Source organism: Chromobacterium fluminis, assembly GCF_011602385.1.
GTDB lineage: Bacteria > Pseudomonadota > Gammaproteobacteria > Burkholderiales > Chromobacteriaceae > Chromobacterium > Chromobacterium fluminis.
This window is the reverse complement of sequence record NZ_JAAOMA010000003.1, coordinates 150686-170511: the sequence shown is the minus strand read 5'-3', so window position 1 is coordinate 170511 and position 19826 is coordinate 150686. Positions and strand designations below refer to the sequence as shown.

The 19826-nt window shown below is 60.0% G+C and carries 16 protein-coding genes; 10 read left to right on the top strand and 6 right to left on the bottom strand.

The features are described from left to right. Positions 1-6 precede the first annotated feature (6 nt). The 8 genes from HA052_RS03640 to HA052_RS03605 all read left to right on the top strand — a co-directional run bounded on the left by HA052_RS03640 (position 7) and on the right by HA052_RS03605 (position 9382). The gene (locus HA052_RS03640) at positions 7-906 is read left to right on the top strand and encodes a hypothetical protein (protein ID WP_166450807.1); all 900 of its coding nucleotides are present in this window, start codon (positions 7-9) and stop codon (positions 904-906) included. A 28-nt stretch (positions 907-934) separates the two neighbouring features. Beyond that, positions 935-3442: a T6SS effector BTH_I2691 family protein gene (locus HA052_RS03635; RefSeq protein ID WP_166450806.1), complete on the top strand. Its 2508-nt coding sequence runs from the start codon at positions 935-937 to the stop codon at positions 3440-3442. A 1-nt stretch (position 3443) separates the two neighbouring features. Beyond that, positions 3444-4346 (top strand): DUF6708 domain-containing protein, encoded by a 903-nt coding sequence (locus HA052_RS03630; protein WP_166450805.1) that lies wholly within the window; start codon positions 3444-3446, stop codon positions 4344-4346. Between the two features lie 115 nt (positions 4347-4461). Next, on the top strand, positions 4462-5370 hold the full coding sequence (locus tag HA052_RS03625; RefSeq protein ID WP_166450804.1) for a DUF6708 domain-containing protein: 909 nt from the start codon (positions 4462-4464) through the stop codon (positions 5368-5370). Positions 5371-5517: 147 nt separating this feature from the next. Then, positions 5518-6291 carry a DUF6708 domain-containing protein gene (locus HA052_RS28120; RefSeq protein WP_346774540.1) on the top strand — a complete coding sequence of 258 codons (774 nt, stop codon included), beginning with the start codon at positions 5518-5520 and terminating at the stop codon, positions 6289-6291. Positions 6292-6309: 18 nt separating this feature from the next. Continuing rightward, positions 6310-7212 (top strand): DUF6708 domain-containing protein, encoded by a 903-nt coding sequence (locus HA052_RS03615; RefSeq protein ID WP_166450802.1) that lies wholly within the window; start codon positions 6310-6312, stop codon positions 7210-7212. Positions 7213-7229: 17 nt separating this feature from the next. Next, positions 7230-8165: a DUF6708 domain-containing protein gene (locus tag HA052_RS03610; protein ID WP_166450801.1), complete on the top strand. Its 936-nt coding sequence runs from the start codon at positions 7230-7232 to the stop codon at positions 8163-8165. A gap of 197 nt (positions 8166-8362) precedes the next feature. Next, positions 8363-9382 carry a transporter gene (locus HA052_RS03605; RefSeq protein WP_166450800.1) on the top strand — a complete coding sequence of 340 codons (1020 nt, stop codon included), beginning with the start codon at positions 8363-8365 and terminating at the stop codon, positions 9380-9382. A gap of 7 nt (positions 9383-9389) precedes the next feature. Here HA052_RS03605 and HA052_RS03600 read toward each other — a convergent pair whose 3' ends face one another. Next, positions 9390-10295, bottom strand: a complete 906-nt coding sequence (locus HA052_RS03600) for a LysR family transcriptional regulator (protein WP_166450799.1) — start codon at positions 10293-10295, stop codon at positions 9390-9392. Positions 10296-10453: 158 nt separating this feature from the next. Here HA052_RS03600 and HA052_RS03595 point away from each other — a divergent pair, with 158 nt between their 5' ends. Further along, the gene (locus HA052_RS03595; protein WP_166450798.1) at positions 10454-12007 is read left to right on the top strand and encodes an MFS transporter; all 1554 of its coding nucleotides are present in this window, start codon (positions 10454-10456) and stop codon (positions 12005-12007) included. A 36-nt stretch (positions 12008-12043) separates the two neighbouring features. Here the strand turns inward: HA052_RS03595 and HA052_RS03590 are convergent, their stop codons facing one another. Together HA052_RS03590 and HA052_RS03585 are read right to left on the bottom strand one after the other, a co-directional pair. After that, positions 12044-12709: an O-methyltransferase gene (locus HA052_RS03590; protein WP_166450797.1), complete on the bottom strand. Its 666-nt coding sequence runs from the start codon at positions 12707-12709 to the stop codon at positions 12044-12046. Between the two features lie 176 nt (positions 12710-12885). Next, positions 12886-13815 carry a LysR family transcriptional regulator gene (locus HA052_RS03585; RefSeq protein WP_166450796.1) on the bottom strand — a complete coding sequence of 310 codons (930 nt, stop codon included), beginning with the start codon at positions 13813-13815 and terminating at the stop codon, positions 12886-12888. An 86-nt stretch (positions 13816-13901) separates the two neighbouring features. Between HA052_RS03585 and HA052_RS03580 the strand changes: the two genes are divergently transcribed. Further along, on the top strand, positions 13902-14381 hold the full coding sequence (locus HA052_RS03580; RefSeq protein WP_166450795.1) for a GNAT family N-acetyltransferase: 480 nt from the start codon (positions 13902-13904) through the stop codon (positions 14379-14381). Positions 14382-14464: 83 nt separating this feature from the next. Here the strand turns inward: HA052_RS03580 and sbcC are convergent, their stop codons facing one another. The 3 genes from sbcC to HA052_RS03565 form a co-directional block, all read right to left on the bottom strand. Continuing rightward, on the bottom strand, positions 14465-17890 hold the full coding sequence (gene sbcC / locus HA052_RS03575; RefSeq protein WP_166450794.1) for an exonuclease subunit SbcC: 3426 nt from the start codon (positions 17888-17890) through the stop codon (positions 14465-14467). Beyond that, positions 17887-19107, bottom strand: coding sequence for an exonuclease subunit SbcD (gene sbcD, locus HA052_RS03570; RefSeq protein ID WP_166450793.1), 1221 nt, complete (start codon positions 19105-19107; stop codon positions 17887-17889). Before sbcD ends, sbcC begins: the two co-directional genes overlap by 4 nt. 96 nt (positions 19108-19203) lie before the next feature. Beyond that, positions 19204-19515 (bottom strand): hypothetical protein, encoded by a 312-nt coding sequence (locus HA052_RS03565; protein ID WP_166450792.1) that lies wholly within the window; start codon positions 19513-19515, stop codon positions 19204-19206. Positions 19516-19826: the final 311 nt, after the last annotated feature.

Here is a 19826-nt window from a genome sequence, read left to right as displayed (position 1 = left end):
GCCTGGATGCCTGCCCCTCAATCTTTATCAGCCCCGCTATTGGGCTGGAGCGTACTCCCGGAAGACGGCTTGAGCCGAAACTGGCTAAACCGACATCGCTACGCCGTGGTGGAAGCCGAGCAACTCGAACAGCTACCCAGCGACTGGCCCAGCACCCGGCTTGCGCCCAAACGTTTTGCCGATAATGAGGGCTTAATGCCCGCCCTGCTGGATATCTCGGCGCTAAAGCCGGAGCAAGGCGACCAACTACACGCCCTGCTGGCCCAGGCGCATCTAGATGGCGAAGCTAGCCCGGTTTCCGCCTTGCTGCAAAGCCAGTCGTCTCCAACAGCCCTGCTGCGCCACTTGTGCGATGTCCAGGTTTACCGCTACCACTTGCAAACTGCCTGGCTGCGCGTCTTCGACAGCCGGGTCTGGGTGCAACTCCCCCGCGTACTGGGCGACAAAGCCTGGAACCGGCTCTTCGGCCCAATAAGCTGCTGGAGCGTCAGCCTATATGGCGCATGGGTGGAAACCCGACCCAGCGCCGCGGGCTTGCCGGGAGAGCGCGATACAGAGCAACGCTGGCAAGCAATGCAACGCGTAGGGGCCATTAATAGAGCGTTGCTGCGCAGCGGCTGGCTGGAACTTCCGGCCATCCTGGAAAAGAGCGGCTTGCTAGACCAACTAACGCTAAAGGCGCAAACCGTCCACGGACTAGGCCGGATTGAAGACCAAGTCGCCTACGCCCAACTAGGCGCTGAATATGGCTGGGGTTTTGACGAACATCCGATCGCGCGCAGCGCTCTAGCCGGCTTTTACCAGGAAAGCGAAACGGAACGCGCCGACGCCACCATCGTGGACGTGCTGGCCGCACTGGACGACACCCAGTGGCAGACCATACGCCGCGACCTCGCCACCAGCTAGAACCCGCAGATAACTACAGAGAAGATCCATGTCGAAGCCTGAATGCACCCAGCAAAAATCCTGTGATTACTGTGAGAAACGCGGCGTTCCCATTCTGCCGCTGCGCTACGCCGTAGCCATGCCCAATGCAGGAGCGCCGAAACCGGCCTCTCCACCATCAATCGCCCTCCCCGCGGTCTCCGGCCAATACACGCTGCGTCTGCTGCGCTCGGGCTACCTGTATGTGTACGACGAGGCCCGCAAACGCTGGGACGACTACTTCGTCACCGCAGACGGCTATTTCTGCAAAATCTTCCCGGTCAAAGGCCAGCCCACCCCAGTCCCCAGCAAAGCCTTCAATTGCTGCGACCCCAGCCATCGCGCCCTCGCCAGCTGCATCACTATTCCAGACGCCAAGCGCGCCACCAAGGTATGGCTGGGTTTCTCCGACGCGCAATGGACCGACGAGGTCCGCAAACGCCACGAATCCGCCGACTACCGCAAACAACATATGCGCTGCGTCGACGTCAACGCCTACACCGCTGGCACGGACGGCAAGCACTGCTTTCCCATCAAGAATGTAGGCGCAAAAGTGGCCGAGTACGCTATGGATGACGCTGCGCTTAAAAAGGCGCTGTCCTTCTCGCCCCATCAGCTGGACTCGCGCAAAAAACAAACCGCCATGCTGCTGGCACAGTGCGAACAACTCATGCCGGGCAAAGGCTTCGCGGTTGCATTGACAGACCCTGTCGGCATCGCCTCGGAGCTGTCCAGCTTGATGGATGTGCATGCCCACGCCTTTGCCAACGCCCCCTCACGCAAACACCCGCTGATGGCCGCCTCCGCCATTCGCCAGATCAAGAATGAAGTCCATGCCCAGGCCTTGAAAGCAGAACAAAAAGCCGCGGATGAGCTGGCCGATCAGCAGCTAATGGAATACGGCGGCTTGAGCGGGCTTTTCCCCTCGCTGCGAAAAAAACAGGACGAGCTGGATGAACAGATCAGAACCGTAACGCCGCAACAAATCAAAACGGCGCAGACCCATGCCTGGAAGCGCTACCACGATCAATTCAACGAAGACGCGATGGATGCCTGGTACAAGGGCTTTGAAGCCGAGAGCCAAGTATTCCACCAGCAAACCATCGCCCCTTTGGCCAAGGCCCATGTCAGCTGGATGGACACAGCGGGAATCAAGAAATATTTTGAGTGCAATTTCGACCCGAAAAACATGGACAGTGGTGACGTCTACATCCGCACTGCCCATCTGGTGGTCAAAGGTGTGCAGGATAAAAAGGAATGCCAGGAACACATTGCCGATCAAATAATGCTCAAGTTCACCGCCGACAATTATTTGCTCAATGCCGTCGTGTTCAATCAAGCCACTCTCAAAGAGCAAGTCAACAAACTGCTCGGCGGCAACGCGCTTGACCATCGCAGCTTCCCAGGCGATGCCTTGATCGGCTTTCACACCACCACGGCCAACAAGATTCTGACCGAAATGCAGGCCCATGCTCTCAGCCCCTATCTGGTTGCTATCAATGGCGCACTGGTACGGGCATTTACCAAGGCAGTGGACGGCGTTGGGCTGCCGATCTGGGCGGCGCTGGCCAAATATAGCGGCCAAGTCTTTATCCGGGTCGAAGTCAGCGGCAAGAAAAAAGCCTTCATCTCCCAATTGATCAAGGAAGTAATGAAGCTGAGCGGGCAGTCCATGCGACCACCCGAGATCAAACGTGCAATAAAAGCCGAGCTACGCACTTTGCAAGTAGCCGGCATCAAGCTGGAGGGCATGGAAACCAAGCAATTCATCGTGGTGGTGGACCCCGCCCACATCAAGGGCATGCCGGCTAACCTCTCTCCGGCTCAGCAGGCCAGCTGGCTAGCCAAATCCATCCGTACCGCGGACCAGATCGATAACTTGGTTTTTGGGTCTTGGCGCCAGTCGCTGCTTAAACCAGAAGCCGTGCTAAAAGGCCACCTCCCCTTTATCGGAGGCTTGCTGGCGGCTCTATGGCAGCAAGCAGCCTTAAAAAAGCTGGCCGAAGACAATGCCTCAGCGATGAGCCATGAAGAGTACGAGCCCATCAGTCGTTTAGTAGCGGGCACCTTGGCTTTATGGGGCACCATAGGTGACCTTACTAGTCAAGGTCTAGAAAAGATGGCTCTAAGAGTCTCCAGATTTGGGCAAGGTTTTTCTGTAATCGCTAACTGGCTAAAGAATATAGGAAGAGGGGCAGGCCTTATCGGGGCATTAATTATGGCTGGATTTGATGGCAAAAAAGCCTACGACTCATTCCAAAAAAGACAATATGGCATGATGGGGTTATATTTAAGCTCGGCTGCAATTGGATTTTACATTGGCTTTCTAGCATTTACTGGTGCAATTCCTCTCCTTGGTTGGATAGCAATTATTGCACTACTAGGCATCACTCTACTTATTGAACTATTCAAAGACAACAAACTGCAAGAATGGCTACAAAATGGGTTCTGGGGCAAGAAAACTTACACATCCCCAGAGCTAGAACAAAAGCAGCTCGAATTAGCACTCAAGGGTTGACATGGAATACACTGGCCTACTGAAAAATTATAAAGTAAATAGAAAACTTACCCAGCAAGAGAAAGAAAATCAACTACATCAAGACACAAAACTAAACATAAAAATCAGTCATGAGCTAACTGTTATAGAAATCAACTCAACCTACCTAGAAGTAGTTGACAAATTCTTCTTCTGGAAAGGAGGATTAACAACCGCATGCTCCCTTTTACTCGTAGGAATCTTTGTCATACTAATTGCTTTTTTAAGACTTATCATAATTGAAAGGTCTAACGAAATTGAGGCATGGCTTGCACTTTTATTTGCCTGCGCAGTATTCAGCCCTCTCATTTGGCTTTTTACAAGATCCATCCACAAGGAAATAAATCTCACACATTATCCGATAAGGTTCAATCGAAACACCCGCAAAATCCATGTATTCCGGCTAGATGGAAGCGTCCTAACCGCAAACTGGGACCAAGTATTCTTCACTCAGTCTCTTGTCACAAGCAAATTCTGGGAATTTCAAGGCCATATTTTGGCTGAGGATAGAGAAACCGTATTAGAAACCTTTGCTCTACCCATTCTAGCTGCAGGACCTAAAGCCAAAGAAGATTTCAAAGGATATTGGGAGTTCATCCGTCGCTACATGGAAGAAGGACCGGCAAGCGTCATTGATGTTATTACCGGCTACTTACCTATCAAGCAGAAAAAAGAAACCCTGGCATTCTGCTATCATCGCGTTGCTTTCTCTTTGGGCTCAGCCATTAACCCACTAATGCTACTGTATTACATCATGTATTACCCTGGTCGCATTCCTGCGATGCATTACAGCAAAATCCCTCAATGGCCGCGAGAAATCGAAGAGCAATGTTCCGTCAATCCGAATGACCCTTACTTCAAGGATGCCTCGAGCAATCCAAAATAAAAATGAAGTCTTAATTTATTAGAGAGCATCAGCTTATTAACAAATGAAATAGTTAAATAATGAATTTTTGAGACCGGCTCAACCCGATGAATATAAACTTACCGAGGTGAGCACGATGGAATACACTGGACTATTACGCAGCTACTCAATAAACAGACCTCTCAGCAAAAGTGATCACACATATCAAATACATCAAAAAACCCGTCTTGACATTTCTTTAAGCTACGAATTAAGTGTAATCAAATTCAACTCCAACCACATGGAAGTTATCGACAAATTTTTCAAATGGAAAGGAGGAATAACCACCATCTGCACCCTGCTTTTGCTAGGCATTTTTACATTATTACTGATCACAGCTCACGGCGCCATATTTACTTGCCCAGACGAACCTGAGGCTTGGGCATTACTACTATTTGGAATGGCAATAACTTCGCCTCTTATTTGGCTGCTTTTCAAATCAATTCGCAAAGAAATTAATTACACCCACTACCCTATTCGCCTTGACAGAAATAACAATAAAATTCATGTATTTCGCCAGAATGGCAGCACTCTGTCCGCCGATTGGAATGCTATTTTTTTTACACTGTCAAAAGTAACAGGAAATCATTGGGAAATTCAAGGACACATACTAAAGCCCGACAACATTACCATTATAGAAACCTTTTCATTTTGTAGCTTAGAAGTAGGAGAAGAAGGCAGAAAGGCATGCTACCACTACTGGGAATTTCTACGCCGATACATGGAGGAAGGTCCGCAAAGTGTGGTTAACGAAATTAAGGCAATCCTTCCCATTCCTCCGCAAAAGCATGATTTTACCTGGATGGTTAATGGGTTTATTTTTACCTTTGGAAACAATGGCCTTGGACTGTTGACCACTTTGGTATATATCATTATTACAATTCCAGGGCGTTGGCTTGCCATGCGTTATAGTAAAATCCCGCACTGGCCAAAAGAAATTGAAGAACAAAGCCCAATTCAGCCTAATGATCCTTACTTTAGAGATGCTACCAGCAACCCTAAGTAAATTAGAAAATTTCATTACATGGAATACACGGGGCTACTGCAAAAACACAAAGTCAATCGACCGCTTTCCTCTCTAGATAGGGAAAATCAACTACATCAAGAGAAGAGACTCAACATAAAAATTGGCCACGAGTTAACCGTCATATAGATCAACTCAAGCCATCTAGAAGTAGTTGACAAGTCCTTTTTCTGGAAGGGTGGACTCACCACAGCCTGCGCCCTTTTACTAATAGCCATTTCCATTATTCTAACAGCCTTTTCGAAGCTCGTTATACTCGAAAGAGTCAATGAAATTGACGCCTGGCTTGCACTTCTATTTGCTTACACAGCATTCAGCCCATTAATCTGGATTTTTTCAAAGTCAATCCGCAAAGAAATTAAACTTACCCACTACCCGATACGGTTCAACCGTAAAACAAGAAAAATTCATGCTTTCCGTTTGGATGGCAGCATCCTAACTGCAGATTGGGATCAAGTATTTTTTACTCAGACTCCCGTCACCAACAATTACTGGGAGATTCAAGGCCATATTCTTGCTGATGATGGAGAAACCGTGCTGGAGACTTTTGCCCTGCCGGCCCTAGCTCATGGTCGTCTAGAAAAAGAGGCGGGAAAAGGATATTGGGAATTTGTACGCCGCTATATGGAAGAAGGCCCTGCTAGCGTGATTGACATCATTACCGGTTACTTGCCTATCAAGAATCAGAAAGAAACGCTGGCCTTCAGTTATCATCGCCTAGCTTTTTCCCTCGGGTCGGGGTTCAGTCCTTTTATGATTATGTATTACCTCATGGACTACCCCGGCCGCATGCTAGCCATGCATTACAGTAAAATCCCACAATGGCCGCGAGAAATCGAAGAGCAATGTCCCGTCGAGCCGAATGACCCTTACTTCAAGGATGCCTCCAGCAACCCGAAGTAAAGTTGAGATCTTCATTAAATGGAATATACTGGGTTACTGAAAAAATACAAAGTTAATCGACCTCTCTCCTCGCAGGATAGGGAAAATCAGCTACGCCAAGACAAGAGGCTCAATATAAAAATTGCCCATGAGTTGACCGTTATAGAAATCAACTCAAGCTACCTAGAGCTTGTTGACAAATTTTTCTTTTGGAAAGGCGGATTGACCACAGTATGTATTTTGCTTCTATCTGCCATTACAATCATGATAGCCTCTATCCTAAAAATAGTAATATTTGAGAGAGCAGAGGAACTCGAAGCTTGGCTAATGCTTGCGTTCATATGCATTGGGTCAAGCCCTTTAATTTGGCTGTTTTCAAACTCAATCCGCAAAGAAATAAAACTCACTCACTACCCAATAAAATTTAACAGGAAAACTCGGAAAATTCATGCCTTCCGCTTAGACGGCAGTATCCTAACTGCAAACTGGGATGAAGTATACTTCACCCAAGCTCGGGTCACTAGCAATTACTGGGAGATCCAAGGCCATATTCTTGCTGATGATGGAGAAACCGTGCTGGAGACTTTTGCCCTGCCGGCCCTAGCTCATGGACTTCTAGAAAAAGAAGCAGTGAAAGGCTATTGGGAATTTGTACGCCGCTATATGGAAGAAGGCCCTACTAGCGTGATTGACATCATTACTGGCTGCTTGCCTATCAAGAACCAGAAAGAAACACTGGCTTTCAGCTATCATCGACTGGCTTTTTCCCTCGGGTCTTCATTCAGCCCTTTCATGATTATGTATTACCTGATGGACTACCCCGGCCGCATGCTAGTCATGCATTACAGCAAAATCCCGCAATGGCCACGAGAGATTGAAGAGCAATGTCCCGTCGAGCCGAATGATCCCTACTTCAAGGATGCCTCCAGCAACCCGGATTAAAAACACAAGCCGTCCACATGGAATACACTGGTCTATATATAAAATACGCCATCAACCGTCCCTTGACCCGGTTGGAGCAAGAGCACGGTCTGGATATTCACCAAAAGCTGGATTTGCCGCTGGCTTATCAGTTGGCCGTGATCAAGATCAACTGCACTTATCTAGAGCTGGTGGACAAGTATTTCCGCTGGAAGGGCGTGATGAGCAGCGTGCTGCTGGCCATCTTCTACATTGTTCCCATAGGCTGCGCCACTATCGCGCTGGATTTCATCATGATTGCCAGCGGCGCCAATCCCAGTCCCTATTATTCCCAGCAACAAGCCTGGACCCAAGCGGTGTTACTGCTGCTGTTTGGCCCCGGCTTGATAGGTAGCGCCTTGATCTGGCTGTTAAGAAAAGAGGCCTTCGCGCTGACTCACTACCCGATCCGTCTAAACAGGAAATCCAGAAAAATATTCGCGTTTCAGCCTGGGGGAAAGATCGTGGAGTTTGACTGGGACCACAGCTTTTTTTGCTTGGGCCTAGGCAAAAGCAATACCTGGGAGATTCAGGGCCACAAGCTGGATGCGGAAGGCAAGGTGTCCGCCACTTTCGCCTTCTCAGAGTTGGCGGTGGGGACGAAAGACCGGGAGCTGCTGAAACAGCATTGGGAGTTCATCCGTCGCTATATGGAAGAAGGCCCGACCAGCGTCATCCAGGAAATTAAGGCTTGCCTGCCGATTGCAGACCAGAGAGAACCATTCTGGTTTGGCCTGCAGCGCACCGACTTTTATGTAAACGCTATGCCGTGGTCAATGAGGTTGGCCTTTTTGCTGATTTATTTAATCTGCTATCCCGGCCGATGGTTTGCCATGCGTACCAGCCATATTCCTGCCTGGCCAGCCAATGTGGACGAGCAATGCCAAGTTGCGCCAGACGATCCATACTCTCGTGACGCCTCAATGAAGCCATAAAAATAGAAAAGCCTTATTGCATGCGTCAATTCTCACCGTCACCAAGCTGAGCAAAATCAGCGGCACCATTTCCCGCTATAAGAAAACAAAAGCGCGCCCCCCAAAAACTTCAGCCTCCTCCCCTTCATCTCATCGTCACCATTTCGTCATCCGCCGCGCCTAAGCTGAGCTGTATTCCACCATGTCGGCCGCGCGCCATGAACCACGTCATTACCCAGCAGCAATACGGCTCGGACCAGGCCGGGCTGATCTGCGGCTTTCGTTTTCATCCGGATTGCGCCGGCGAAGAGATCGATTCCGCTCAGGCGCAAGCCTGGCTGCGCGCGCCGCCGGACGGCGACGCCTTTCTATGGCTGCATTTCAATCTGGCCAATGCCGCCAGCGAGCGCTGGCTGCGCGCGGCCTTGCCCTTGCAGGAGGATTTTTTCGAGGCCTTGCGCGGAGGCTCCAATTCCACCCGCATCGAATTGCTGGATCAGGCCTTACTGGCGGTGATCAACGACGTGGCCTTCAGCTTTGGCCTGGCCTCGTCGGACATCGCCACCCTGTGGGCGCATGCTCAGCCGCGGGTGCTGATCACCGCGCGCGTCAAGCCGCTGCACTCGGTGGACCGGCTGCGCGCGACGGTGCGCGGCGGCGCGGCCTTCCGCTCGCCGGCGGCCTTGCTGGTGCATTTGCTGCAGAACCAGGCGGACGCGCTGGCCGGCATTGTGCGCGCCAGCGGCGCGCAGGTGGATGTGCTGGAAGACCGGCTGCTGGCGCAAAGGCTGGACGATCAGCGCGCGCAGCTGGCGGCGATGCGGCGTTCCCTGGTGCGCCTGCAGCGCTTGCTGGCGCCGGAGCCCAGCGCGCTGTTCCGCCTGCTGAACCGGCCGCCGGCCTGGCTGGACGCGGCCGACGCGCAGGCGCTGCGTCAGTCCTCCGAGGAGTTTGCTCTGACGCTGAACGATCTGGCCGCCTTGGTGGAACGGATCAAGCTTTTGCAGGAAGAACTGGCGGCGCGCCTGAACGAACAGAGCAACCGCACCCTGTTCACGCTGACCCTGGTGACGGTGCTGGCGCTGCCCATCAATATCGTCGCCGGTTTCTTCGGCATGAACGTGGGCGGCGTGCCGCTGGCCAATCATCCGCACGGCTTTTGGGTGCTGGTGCTACTGGTGGCCGGCTTCAGCCTCTTGGCCGCCTGGTGGGCTTTCCGCCGTCAGCGCGGCGCGTAGGCGGCGCTTACCCAGCCCCGCCCGCCGGCGCGAACATGCGCTGGCATAGGAAGTCCACGAAGACGCGCAGCTTGGGCGACAACTGGCGGCTGGATGGCCACAGCACATGGAACATGCCGGTCTGGCCCAGATAGGGCTCCAGCACGATTTGCAGCCTGCCGGCGGCCAGCGCGTCACGCACGATGAAGTCCGGCAAGTACGCCAGGCCCTGATTCTGGCTGGCGGCGCAGATCAGCGCCTCGATATTGTTGCAACTCAAGGCGCTGCTGGGCGGCCAGTCCTGGCCGGCCGGCGCGCCGTCCAGCGCCCAGGTCTGCAGCTTGCCGGTGCTGGGGAAGCGATAGCGCAGGCAGGCGTGATGGGCCAGGTCCTCCGGGCTTTGCGGCGTGCCGCGCTCGCGCAGATAGCCCGGCGAGCCCACCACCAGCAGACGGAACGGCCCCAAGGGCCGCGCCATCAGCCGGGAATCCGCCAATGGCCCGCTGCGCACCACCGCGTCCAGGCCCTCTTCTATCACGTCCACCATGCGGTCGGAAAAATCCAGGTCCAGCTCCACTTCCGGGTAACGCTGCATGAAGTCCGGCAGGATGGGCAGCAGCATGCGATAACCCACCACTGGCAGGCTGACCCGCAGCTTGCCGCGCGGCGCGGCGCGGCTCTGCGCCAGTTCGGCCTCGGCGTCGTCGATATCGTCCAGGATGCGGCGGCAGCGTTCGTAGAACAATTCGCCCTCCGCCGTCAGCCGCACATGACGGGTGCTGCGCTGGAACAGCCGCACGCCCAGTTTTTCTTCCAGCCGCGCCACGCTCTTGCCCACGGCGGACGAGGACACGCCCAGCGCGCGGCCGGCGCCGACAAAGCTTTGCGCCTCCGCGGCGCGTACAAAAGCGGCCAAACTGCTCAAACTATCCATGCCTACGTCCTTATTAAGGATTTTTTGTCCGCTTAATTTGGACACAGCGCCTGTTTTTCGTCAATTGCCGTCAAATTATCATGTGTTCGCCCAATGACCATCCGCATTCGCCCGCCGCGCCGCGCGGGCGCTTGTCCCACTCTTTGAAAGGCGAAATCATGCATCCCTCCAAACCGGCGCCCTCCCAACGCGCTCCTTTACTGACCCTGGCCGCGGTCTGCCTGGCCGCGCTGACCACGCCGCTCAGCTTCACCGGCCCGGCGCTGGCCTTGACCGCGATAGGCCGCGAGCTGGGCGGCGACGCGCTGGCCCTGACCTGGGTCACCAACGCTTTCATGCTCACTTTCGGCGGCTGCCTGATGGCGGCCGGCGCGCTGGCCGATCAATACGGCCGCAAACGGGTGTTTCTGCTTGGCGTCGGTTTGTTCTCGCTGTCCTCGCTGGGCTTGTTCCTGGTGGGCAGCCTGCTATGGCTGGATATATGGCGCGCGGTCCAGGGCCTGGGCGCGGCGCTGTCCTTCGCCAGCGGACTGGCGGCGCTGGCGCAAAGCTTCACCGGCGCGGCGCGCACGCGGGCCTTCAGCCTGATAGGCACCACCTTCGGCATCGGCCTGGCTTTTGGCCCCTTGCTGTGCGGCTATCTGATTCAGGCGCTGGGTTGGCGTTCCATCTTCGCGCTGGCCGGCTTGGTGGGCCTGCTCGCCTTGGGCCTGGCCGTCTATTGCATGCGCGAATCGCGCGACCCTCAGGCCGCCGGCCTGGATTGGCCGGGCGCGCTCAGCTTCACGCTGGCGCTGAGCCTGCTGACTTACGGCGCGCTGGCGGCGCCGGAGCTGGGCTGGGGCAGCCCGCGGGTGATTGCCCTGCTCTTGGGGGCCGTAGCCGCGTTCTGGCTGTTCGTGGCGCTGGAGCGCCGCGCGGCGCGTCCCATGCTGGACCTGAGCCTGTTCCGCTATCCACGCTTTGTCGGCGTGCAATGTCTGGCCGCCGCACCGGCTTACGCCTTCGTGGTCTTGCTGGTGCTGCTGCCGCTGCGCCTGGTGGGGGCGGAAGGCGTCAGCGAGGCGGAGGCCGGCCGGGTGATGCTGGCCTTGTCCGCACCCATGCTGGCGCTGCCGCTGTGCGCGGCCTGGCTGACGCGCTGGCTGTCCGCCGCGGTTCTGTCCGCCGGCGGCCTGCTGCTGTGCGCGCTGGGGCTGTGGTGGCTTAGCCGCTATCCGCAGCTGTCCGCGCTGCAACAGACCTTGTGGCCCTTGCTGCTGATAGGCGTGGGCATCAGCCTGCCCTGGGGCCTGATGGATGGCCTGGCGGTCAGCGTGGTGCCCAAGGAGCGCGCCGGCATGGCCGCCGGCATATTCAGCACCACGCGGGTGGCGGGCGAAGGCATTGCGCTGGCCTTGGTGGGCGCGCTGCTGGCGGCCCTGCTGCAACAACGCCTCGCCCCCTTGTCCGCGGCGGCGCCCCAGGCGTTGGCCGCGGCCGCCAGCCAGGGGGCGCTGGGCAAGCTGGCCGCCGTCGGCGAGTTCTTGCCCGGCCTCGCGCCGGAGGCGCTGTCCCAGGCTTACGCAGCCGCCTTCCAACGGCTGCTGACGGTGCTGTCCGGCCTCACCGTGCTCAGCGCGCTGGTGGTGGCGCTGTTCCTGCGCGGCGCCGGCCAGGCGCAAGCGGAGCAGACGGCCACGGACCCGGCGCTGGATTCCGCCGGCTCTTGAGCGCGGGCGCCGGTTTGCCTTCCCGCGAGCCGGCGCTCAGGCCGTTTCATTGACGATGGCGATGGAAAACCCGTCCCAACCCTTGACGCCCACAGTTTGCAGCGCGGTGGCGGTCAGCCGCGGCTCGGCCCCCATGTCTTCCAGAAAACGGCGCACGCCGCACACGCTGGGATCCTGGCTGACCACATTGGCCACCGCGCCGCCGCGCGCGACATTGTCGCCGACGATGGCGCCGCCGGGCCGCGCCAGCTTCAAGGCCCATTCCAGATAAGCCGGATTATTGGGCTTGTCGGCGTCGATGAAGATCAGGTCGAAGGGTTCGCCGCCAGCCAGCAGCGGCAGGCTGTCCAGCGCCGGTCCTTCCCGCAGCTCCACCCTGTCGGCCACGCCGGCGGCGGCCAGATTGGCCCGCGCCGTGTCCGCGTGCGCCGGATTGGCTTCCAAGGTCACCACCAGGCCGCCGGGCGACAACGCACGCGCCAGCCAGATGGTGCTGTAGCCGCCCAGGGTGCCAATCTCCAACACCCGCCGCGCCTGCATCAAGCGCGCCAGGATGTGCAGAAAGCGCCCTTGCAGCGGCGACACGTCCTGCGCCGGCAGGCCGGCGGCGGCGTTGGCCGCCAAGGCGCCGTTCAAGGCGCTGTCCTCTACCTGCAGCGCCGCGGTGTAATAGCGGTCCAGGCCGCTCCATTCTGCTTGCATCGGCTTCTCCTGTCGCAGCCGCCCCGGACGATGGCCCGTCTTGGCCGCGCATGGTTGAAGCCACATGATAAGCGCATTGCGGACTCAAACGACGCCGAGCCTGTCATTGCGCCCAGGGGCTTTTCGCTCATGGGAAAGGCTATGACCGATATCAAGGCGGCGAGGATAGGCTAGTCCTAGAGCAAGGGGGCGCAGGCTCGCAACTGCGCGCGCAGCCAATCATGGGCGGCGCTGCGGCCGTGCCGGGCGTGGCTATAGACCTTGAGGGTGTAGGACGGGATATCGAAAGGCGCGGGGTGGACGGCGATAGGGGCGGCCTGACTCAAGGCCTCAGCCGCCAGCCGCGGCAGGGTCATGACCCAGTCGGACTCCGCGATGATGAAGGGCGCGGCCAGCACCGACGGCAGTTGCAGCGCCACGTCGCGGCGCAGGCCCCGCCGCTCCAGCGCCCGATCGATGCCGCCGCGGGTTTCGCCCCACGGCGTCACCACCACGTGGCGCGCCGCCAGGTACTGCTCCAGGCTGAGACTGCCGCGAATGTCGGGGTGGGCGCGGCTGACGATGGCCACGTAGCGGTCCTCCAGCCAATCGAAGCTTTCGATCCCGGCCGCGGGTTCCGCGATGTCTTCTACATAGCCCAGGGCAAAGTCGATGCGGCCGGCGGCCAGATCCTCGGCGGACTCGCGGCCGCGAGAGTGCACCAGCTTGAAGCGCAGCCGCGGCGCGGCCCGCTGCAAACCCGCCAGCAGGCGCGGCATCACCGCGAAAGCGGTGTAGTCGGTTACCGCCATCACGAAGGCGCGCTCGCTGCGTTCCGGCTGAAAGCCGCCGGCCTGAGCCAGCCCTTGCGACAGCGTTTCCAGCGCGGCGCTCACCGCGCCGGCCAGCCGCTCGGCGTAGGCCGTGGGCTGCATCGCATTGCCGATGCGGACGAAGAGATCGTCGCCCAAGGCGGCTCGCAGCCGCGCCAGCGCGTGGCTGAACGCGGACGGGCTCATCGCCAGTTCGTCGGCGGCGGCGCTGACCGAGCGCTGGCGCAGCAGCGCGTCGAAGACCAGCAGTAGGTTGAGATCCAAACGGCGCAGATCAGAATGCAAAACATTCATCATAAATTGAAAACAATGCAGCACATGCAGTTTGTCTTGACCGTAGTATAGCGGCTTATCCGTTCACTACGATTCAGGCCCTGTCCATGTCCATCCATATCCGCCCCGCCCAAGCCCAAGACGCCGCGCTGATCCTGCGCTTTATCAAGGAGCTGGCGGTTTACGAACGCGCCGGCGATCAGGTTGCCGCCACCGAGGCCGGCATCGTCGCCAGTCTGTTTGGCGCAGACAGCCCGGCGCGGGCGTTGATCTGCGAAGTGGACGGCGAGCCGGCCGGCTACGCCGTCTACTTCTTCAGCTACTCCACCTGGCAAGCCAAGAAGGGGCTGTACCTGGAGGATCTGTATATTTCGCCGCGGCAGCGCGGCGGCGGCGCCGGCAAGCTGATGCTGCGCCGCCTGGCCCAGCTGGCGGTGGAGCAAGGCTGTGGCCGCTTTGAATGGAGCGTGCTGGACTGGAACCAGCCGGCCATCGATTTCTACCTGTCCATCGGCGCCAAGCCGCAGGCGGAATGGGTACGCTACCGGATGGACGGCGCCGCCCTCTCCGACTTCGCCGCCGGCTGAATCTGCCCAATAGAACGCCTTTATGCTCTCGCGAGCAAGAGCGAGGCAAGGCGTTCTGCGCGAAGCAGACCATGAACAGGTTCTCAGCCGCTTACCGCCAGCACGGAGCAACCGGCGCCGCCCGCGCGGCTGACCCGGATCTGCACCGGGATGCGCTCCTTCAGCGCCTCCACATGGCTGATCACGCCTATGGTTTTGCCGCCGGCATTGAGCGCGTCCAAAGCATCCAGCGCCAGTTCCAGCGTTTCGCCGTCCAGGGTGCCGAAGCCTTCGTCCAGAAACAGGGAATCGATCGAGGTTTTGTGACTGGCCAGGTCGGATAGCGCCAGTGCCAGCGCCAGGCTGACCAGGAAACTTTCCCCGCCGGAGAGGGTTCGGGTGTCCCGCGCGGCATCAGCCTGCCAGCTGTCTACAATTTCCAGCTCCAACTCACCGTCTGCGCGGCGGCGCAGCCAATAGCGGCCATGCAGCCGGCTCAAATGGCGGTTGGCCAGCGCGACCAGATGCTCCAACGTCAGGCCTTGAGCAAAGCGGCGGTATTTGTCGCCGGCGGCGGAGCCGATCAAGCCGTTCAGCCGCTGCCAGACATCCGCCTCGTCGCGCAGGCCGTCGATGCGGGCAAACAGCTCTCGCTGGCCTTCGCGGCGCGCGGCATCGTTGTTCAGCAAGGCGCGCAAGGCCCCGTCCTCGCCGGCCAGGCCTTGCCGCTCGGCGTCCAGCGCCTCCATTCGCTGGCGCAGTTCCGGCTCCGGCTGGTCTGAAGCGCTTTCCCGCTCCAGCGTTTCCAGCCGTTCCGCTGCCTGCTGCCGCAACGCCGCCGCGCGCAGCCGCTCCTGTTCCAGTTGTCGGTTCAACGCGCTCAGACGCTCGCGCTCGGCCTCCGGCAAGGCCGCCGCCAGGAAGGCGGCGGCGTCCGCAAACGGGCTGGCGTCCAAGGTCCTGGCCCAAGCCTGCTCCGCTTCCTCCGCGCGTTGCCGCTGGCGCGCGGCGTCGCTTTCCGTCCGTTCCAGCGCGCCCCGGTTCCGGGCCAAGCTCCGCGCCAGCTCCTCGCAATCCGCGACGGCGGCCAGCCAAGCGGCCTCGACGTCGCCGTCCTCCTGCGGCGGCGCGCCGTCCGGCAGCTCCAGTTGCCGCCAACGCGCCTCCCAATCCGCAACGCGTTCGCCGGCCAACCGATGCGCGGCGGCCTGGGCCTTCGCATCTGCCTCCCCTTGCCGGCGGGCCTGCTCCAAATCTTTCCAGGCTTGCCAGTCGGCGACGCGCTGTTCCAGCCAGCCGGCCTCCCGCCCGGATTCCGGCGCAACGAAACCGGCGGCGGCGATGTCGGCGTCGCGCCCGCCGGCCTGTTCCCGCAACTCGGCCTCGCGCTGCGCAAGCTCGTCTCGCAGCGTTTGCAGGCTTTGTTCCAGGTTCTGCAGGCCTTGTTGTTGCAGCGCCCGCTTCTGGCCCAGCGCCTGAACGGCCTCGCTCTGACGCCGTGCGTCCCCGCGCGCCTGTTCCAGCGCCGCCTCGGCCTGCTCCGCGGCGCGCAACGCGCTTTCCTGCCGCTGTTGCAGCCGCTCGGCATTCTGGCTGATTTGTTCCAGCCTGGGCCCGCGCCAGTCCCCGTCCGCCAGTTCCCAGGGCGCGCCCTCGCTCAGCCATTGCGCGGCCAGGGCTTCGCGGCGCGCTTGCCCCTGTTCCGTCGATTCATCCAACTGCCGCAGTCGCGCTTCGTCTCGCGCCAGTTGCGCCGCGGCCTGCTGACCTTGTTCGCGCAAGGCTTCAAGCGCGGCCTCCTTGGCGTTCAACGCCGTCTCGGCGGCGCCGATGTCCAAGGCCTGATAAGCGGCCACCGCTGGGTGCTCGCTGGCGCCGCACAGCGGGCAGGGTTCGCCCGGCCGCAAAGCGGCCCGGTGCTGCTCCAGGCTGAGAATGCGCCGCTCCTGTTCCAGCAAGCGACGTTTGTCCGCCGCTTGCTCCTGCGCCTGTCGATAATCGGCGCGCAGCCGCTGCAAGTCCGCGTCATGGCGGACATGTTCGGCTTCCAGCGCCGCCCTCTCCTCGCGCCGGCCGGCCAGCCGCGCTTCCAGCGGCGTCAGTTCGGCGGCCAACGTCGCCAGGCCGCGCAAAACCGTGGTTTGCCGGAGCGTGAGCTGCCATTGCTCGCGCCATTCGGCCAGGCTGCGGCCGTCCAGCGCCGCGCGCCCGCTCTCTTCCGCCCGCCGCAGCTCCGCTTCGACCTCGAGACCGCGCCGCTCCTGCGCCTCGACTTCCGCGCTCAAGGCCGCCAGGTCCTGCCGCTGACGCAGCATTTGCGCGTCCCATTCCGCAATGCGCGCGGCGCAGCCATCGCGCTGTTGGCGCAAGCGCTCCTGTTGTTCGAAGCCGGCGCGCCAGCGTTCCAGCAGTTCGCCCAGGCGAGCGTGATGCCCCAGGCGCCGGGCGGCGGCCTCTTGCTCATCCGCCACGGCCTTGAGCGCGTCCAGACGCGCGCCTTCCGTCCGCTCCAACCGACGGGCCTGGCTCAAGGCTCGCCAGTGGCCGGCCTGCCAGTCCGTGTTCAACGCCGCTTGTTCTTGCCGCAGCGCCTGGCTCTCCGCATCCAGACGCCGCAGTTCCGCCCGCGCCTGTTCCATTTCGCGCCACTGCGGCTGGATGCGCCGCGCGGGTTCGTCGCGACGCAAACGCGCCAGCTCCGGCTCCGCCTGCGCTTCGCGCTCGCAGGCTTCCCGCCATTCGCCGTCGGCGTCCGCGCTCTGGCGCCGCGCCTGCTCAAGAGCTTCGCGCCACTGCCAATGCTTGCGCGCCTGTTCCCAATCCGCCTGCGCCTGGCGCGAGGCCGCGCCCAGCTCGGCCAGCCTCGCTTCCATCTCCTCGCGCTGCTCCGGCGCCAAGAGTTCCACGCCGTCGGCGCGCGCCTGCCATTGCTCCAGGGTTTGACGAGCATCGCGGGCGCGTTCGAACACTTGTTGCGAGATCAACCCGTAGATTTCGCTGCCGGTCAGTTCCTCCAGCAATTCGGCCCGCGCGTTCGCGTCGGCATTGAGGAAGACGGCAAAGCCGCCTTGCGCCAACAGCATGGATTTGGTGAAGCGCTCGTAATCCAGGCCGGTGATGGCTTCGATGCGCTTGAGCTTGTCCGCAACCTGGCTGCTGAGGATCTCGCCGTCGGCTTCCGCCAGCTCCACCTTGGGCGCCTGCAGCGCGCCGTCCGGCTTGTCGCGCGCGCGGCGCTGGCTCCAGAAGGCGCGGTAACGCCGGCCTTTGACTTCAAACTCCACCTCCGCCAAACAGTCCGCGGTGTGCCGGCTCATGATGTCGTTGCTGCCCTGGGTCACGGCGTCCAACCGCGGCGTCTTGTGGTAAAGCGCCAGGCAAATGGCGTCCAGCAAGGTGGATTTGCCGGCGCCGGTGGGGCCGGTGATGGCGAACAGCCCGCTGCCGGCGAAGGGTTCGGCGCTGAAGTCCAGCCTCCACTCCCCTTGCAGCGAATTAAGGTTTTTCAGGCGCAGGGTCAAGATCTTCATGCCCGTTCCTCCTTCAGCGCGGCAAGGATTTCGCGGTAGCGCAAGCGCAATTGCTCCTGCAACGGCGGATCAAGGGTTTCCAACGCCAGCCGGCGTTCGAACACCTCCAGCGGCGTCAGTTCTGCCAGGGTTTCGCCGGCGGTAGAAGCTAGCCCTGAGGTGGCCTGCCCGCGTTCGCGCCTCACCCGCAACAGCTCCAGCGGTAGTTCCGCGCACATCGCCTGCGCGCGGGCGAAGAGATCGCTCAGGTAGTCGTCGGCGCTGACCACGACTTCCAGCCACACCGGCCGTTCGGCGGCGCCGGCTTCAGCCGCCTCCGCCAACAGCGCCGGCAGCTGCGCCAGGCTGCCGCGCACCGAGCGCAAGGGTTGGAAGCAAGGCACGGCCAGCGGCGTGACGCCGTGCAAGCCCTGGGCATCCAGCTCCACCAAGAGCACCTCTTTGCCCTGGCCGGCTTCGTCGAAGCTCAGTGGGATGGGAGAGCCGCTGTAACGAATATGTTCGTGGCCGCCCACTTTCTGCGGCCGGTGGATATGGCCGAGGGCGATGTAGTCGGCCGGCGGGAAGGCGTTGCTGGGGAAGGCCTCCAGCGCGCCGACGTAGATTTCGCGAACGGATTCGCTGGCGCTGGCGCCCACCGTGGTCAGATGGCCGCTGGCGATGACGGGCAGCGGCCGGCCCAGCCGCTCGCGCAGGAGGAGTGCTTGCTCGTACACCTGTTGGTAGCGTTCGCGGATGGCGTCCTGCAAGGATTGCTGCTTTTGCTCCGCGCTCTGGCCGGCTTGGCTGCGTAGCACGTCGCGCGGACGGATATAGGGCAGCGCGCACAGTAATGCGCCCGGTTCGCCGTCTCGGCGTTTGAGGATCAAGACCTGTTCGGCGGGGTCTTCGCTGAGGGCCGGCACCACGCAAGCGGACAGATAGGACAGCAGCGCGCGGCTTTCCGCCAGCGTGGCCACGGAATCGTGGTTGCCTCCCAACAGCACCAGCTGCACGCCGGCGCGGTGAGCCTCGGCGATCAGGCCGTTGTAGAGCTCGCGCGCATAGCTGGGCGGCGCGCCGGTGTCGAAGATGTCCCCGGCCACCAGCACGGCGTCGGCCTGATGGCTTTCCGCCTGCTCCAGCAGCCAATGAATGAAGGCCTGGTGTTCCGCCAGGCGGGTTTTGCCGATGAAATGCTGGCCCAAGTGCCAGTCTGAGGTATGAAGAATGCGCATGCCGGCCGCTGTTTGGGTTCAATGCCCGGCAGTGTACCGCGTTGCGGCGCGCGGCGGCGCCTGACCGGTCGTTTTATCCGGCGGCCGGCCCCGGCGCTATCTGACGCCGGCTGCCGGCGCCGGCAGAGTTTTGGCGTTCAAAGGCGGGCAATATGCGTAGCCGGGGTGGCTTTGGCAATCGATGGGCGTCTTGGGCTGTTGCTTGTCGCGCAGCGCCTGCTCGGCTTGCCTCTGCGCTTGCTCGGACGGAGGCTGGTTGAAACGTTGGCTATCGTAGCCGCGGCTCCAGCCCGGGTCCGCGGCGGCGGGAGCGGACGCCGCGCCCTTAACATCCAGCGTCAGCGCCGTCGCGCCGGCGGCTAGGCTCAGCCCGATCAGGATTAAACCGATTTGCGTCGAGTATTGCATCCGCGCTCTTCTCCCTTAATTTGCGTGGTCCATTGCTTGCGATAGCAACCCCCTTAGAACGTGTTTACGGTCTTGCGAGCTAAGGCGAGACAAGACGAAAACAGCTGAGAAAGCGGAATGTACACACGGTACATGAGCATTTTGAAGACGTACTCACCGTGTAACGCTCCACGACGCGTTGCAGATCGTAAACAGGTTCTAAGGAGGAACGAATCAGGATAGAGCCATGGAATGCCGTCAAGTTCCGCCGCGCGCGCCCCATGCGGACAGACGACATGCTGTAGGCATGGACAGCGACGGCCATCGCGCCC

Coding starts and splice junctions, on each gene's coding strand:
- sbcC (WP_166450794.1), bottom strand. CDS start 17,890: ATGAAGATCTTGACCCTGCGCCTGAAAAACCTTAATTCGCTGCAAGGG.
- HA052_RS03625 (WP_166450804.1), top strand. CDS start 4,462: ATGGAATACACTGGACTATTACGCAGCTACTCAATAAACAGACCTCTC.
- HA052_RS03600 (WP_166450799.1), bottom strand. CDS start 10,295: ATGGATAGTTTGAGCAGTTTGGCCGCTTTTGTACGCGCCGCGGAGGCG.
- HA052_RS03610 (WP_166450801.1), top strand. CDS start 7,230: ATGGAATACACTGGTCTATATATAAAATACGCCATCAACCGTCCCTTG.
- HA052_RS03580 (WP_166450795.1), top strand. CDS start 13,902: ATGTCCATCCATATCCGCCCCGCCCAAGCCCAAGACGCCGCGCTGATC.
- HA052_RS03635 (WP_166450806.1), top strand. CDS start 935: ATGTCGAAGCCTGAATGCACCCAGCAAAAATCCTGTGATTACTGTGAG.
- HA052_RS03640 (WP_166450807.1), top strand. CDS start 7: ATGCCTGCCCCTCAATCTTTATCAGCCCCGCTATTGGGCTGGAGCGTA.
- HA052_RS03590 (WP_166450797.1), bottom strand. CDS start 12,709: ATGCAAGCAGAATGGAGCGGCCTGGACCGCTATTACACCGCGGCGCTG.
- sbcD (WP_166450793.1), bottom strand. CDS start 19,107: ATGCGCATTCTTCATACCTCAGACTGGCACTTGGGCCAGCATTTCATC.
- HA052_RS03605 (WP_166450800.1), top strand. CDS start 8,363: ATGAACCACGTCATTACCCAGCAGCAATACGGCTCGGACCAGGCCGGG.
- HA052_RS03615 (WP_166450802.1), top strand. CDS start 6,310: ATGGAATATACTGGGTTACTGAAAAAATACAAAGTTAATCGACCTCTC.
- HA052_RS03630 (WP_166450805.1), top strand. CDS start 3,444: ATGGAATACACTGGCCTACTGAAAAATTATAAAGTAAATAGAAAACTT.
- HA052_RS03595 (WP_166450798.1), top strand. CDS start 10,454: ATGCATCCCTCCAAACCGGCGCCCTCCCAACGCGCTCCTTTACTGACC.
- HA052_RS03585 (WP_166450796.1), bottom strand. CDS start 13,815: ATGAATGTTTTGCATTCTGATCTGCGCCGTTTGGATCTCAACCTACTG.
- HA052_RS03565 (WP_166450792.1), bottom strand. CDS start 19,515: ATGCAATACTCGACGCAAATCGGTTTAATCCTGATCGGGCTGAGCCTA.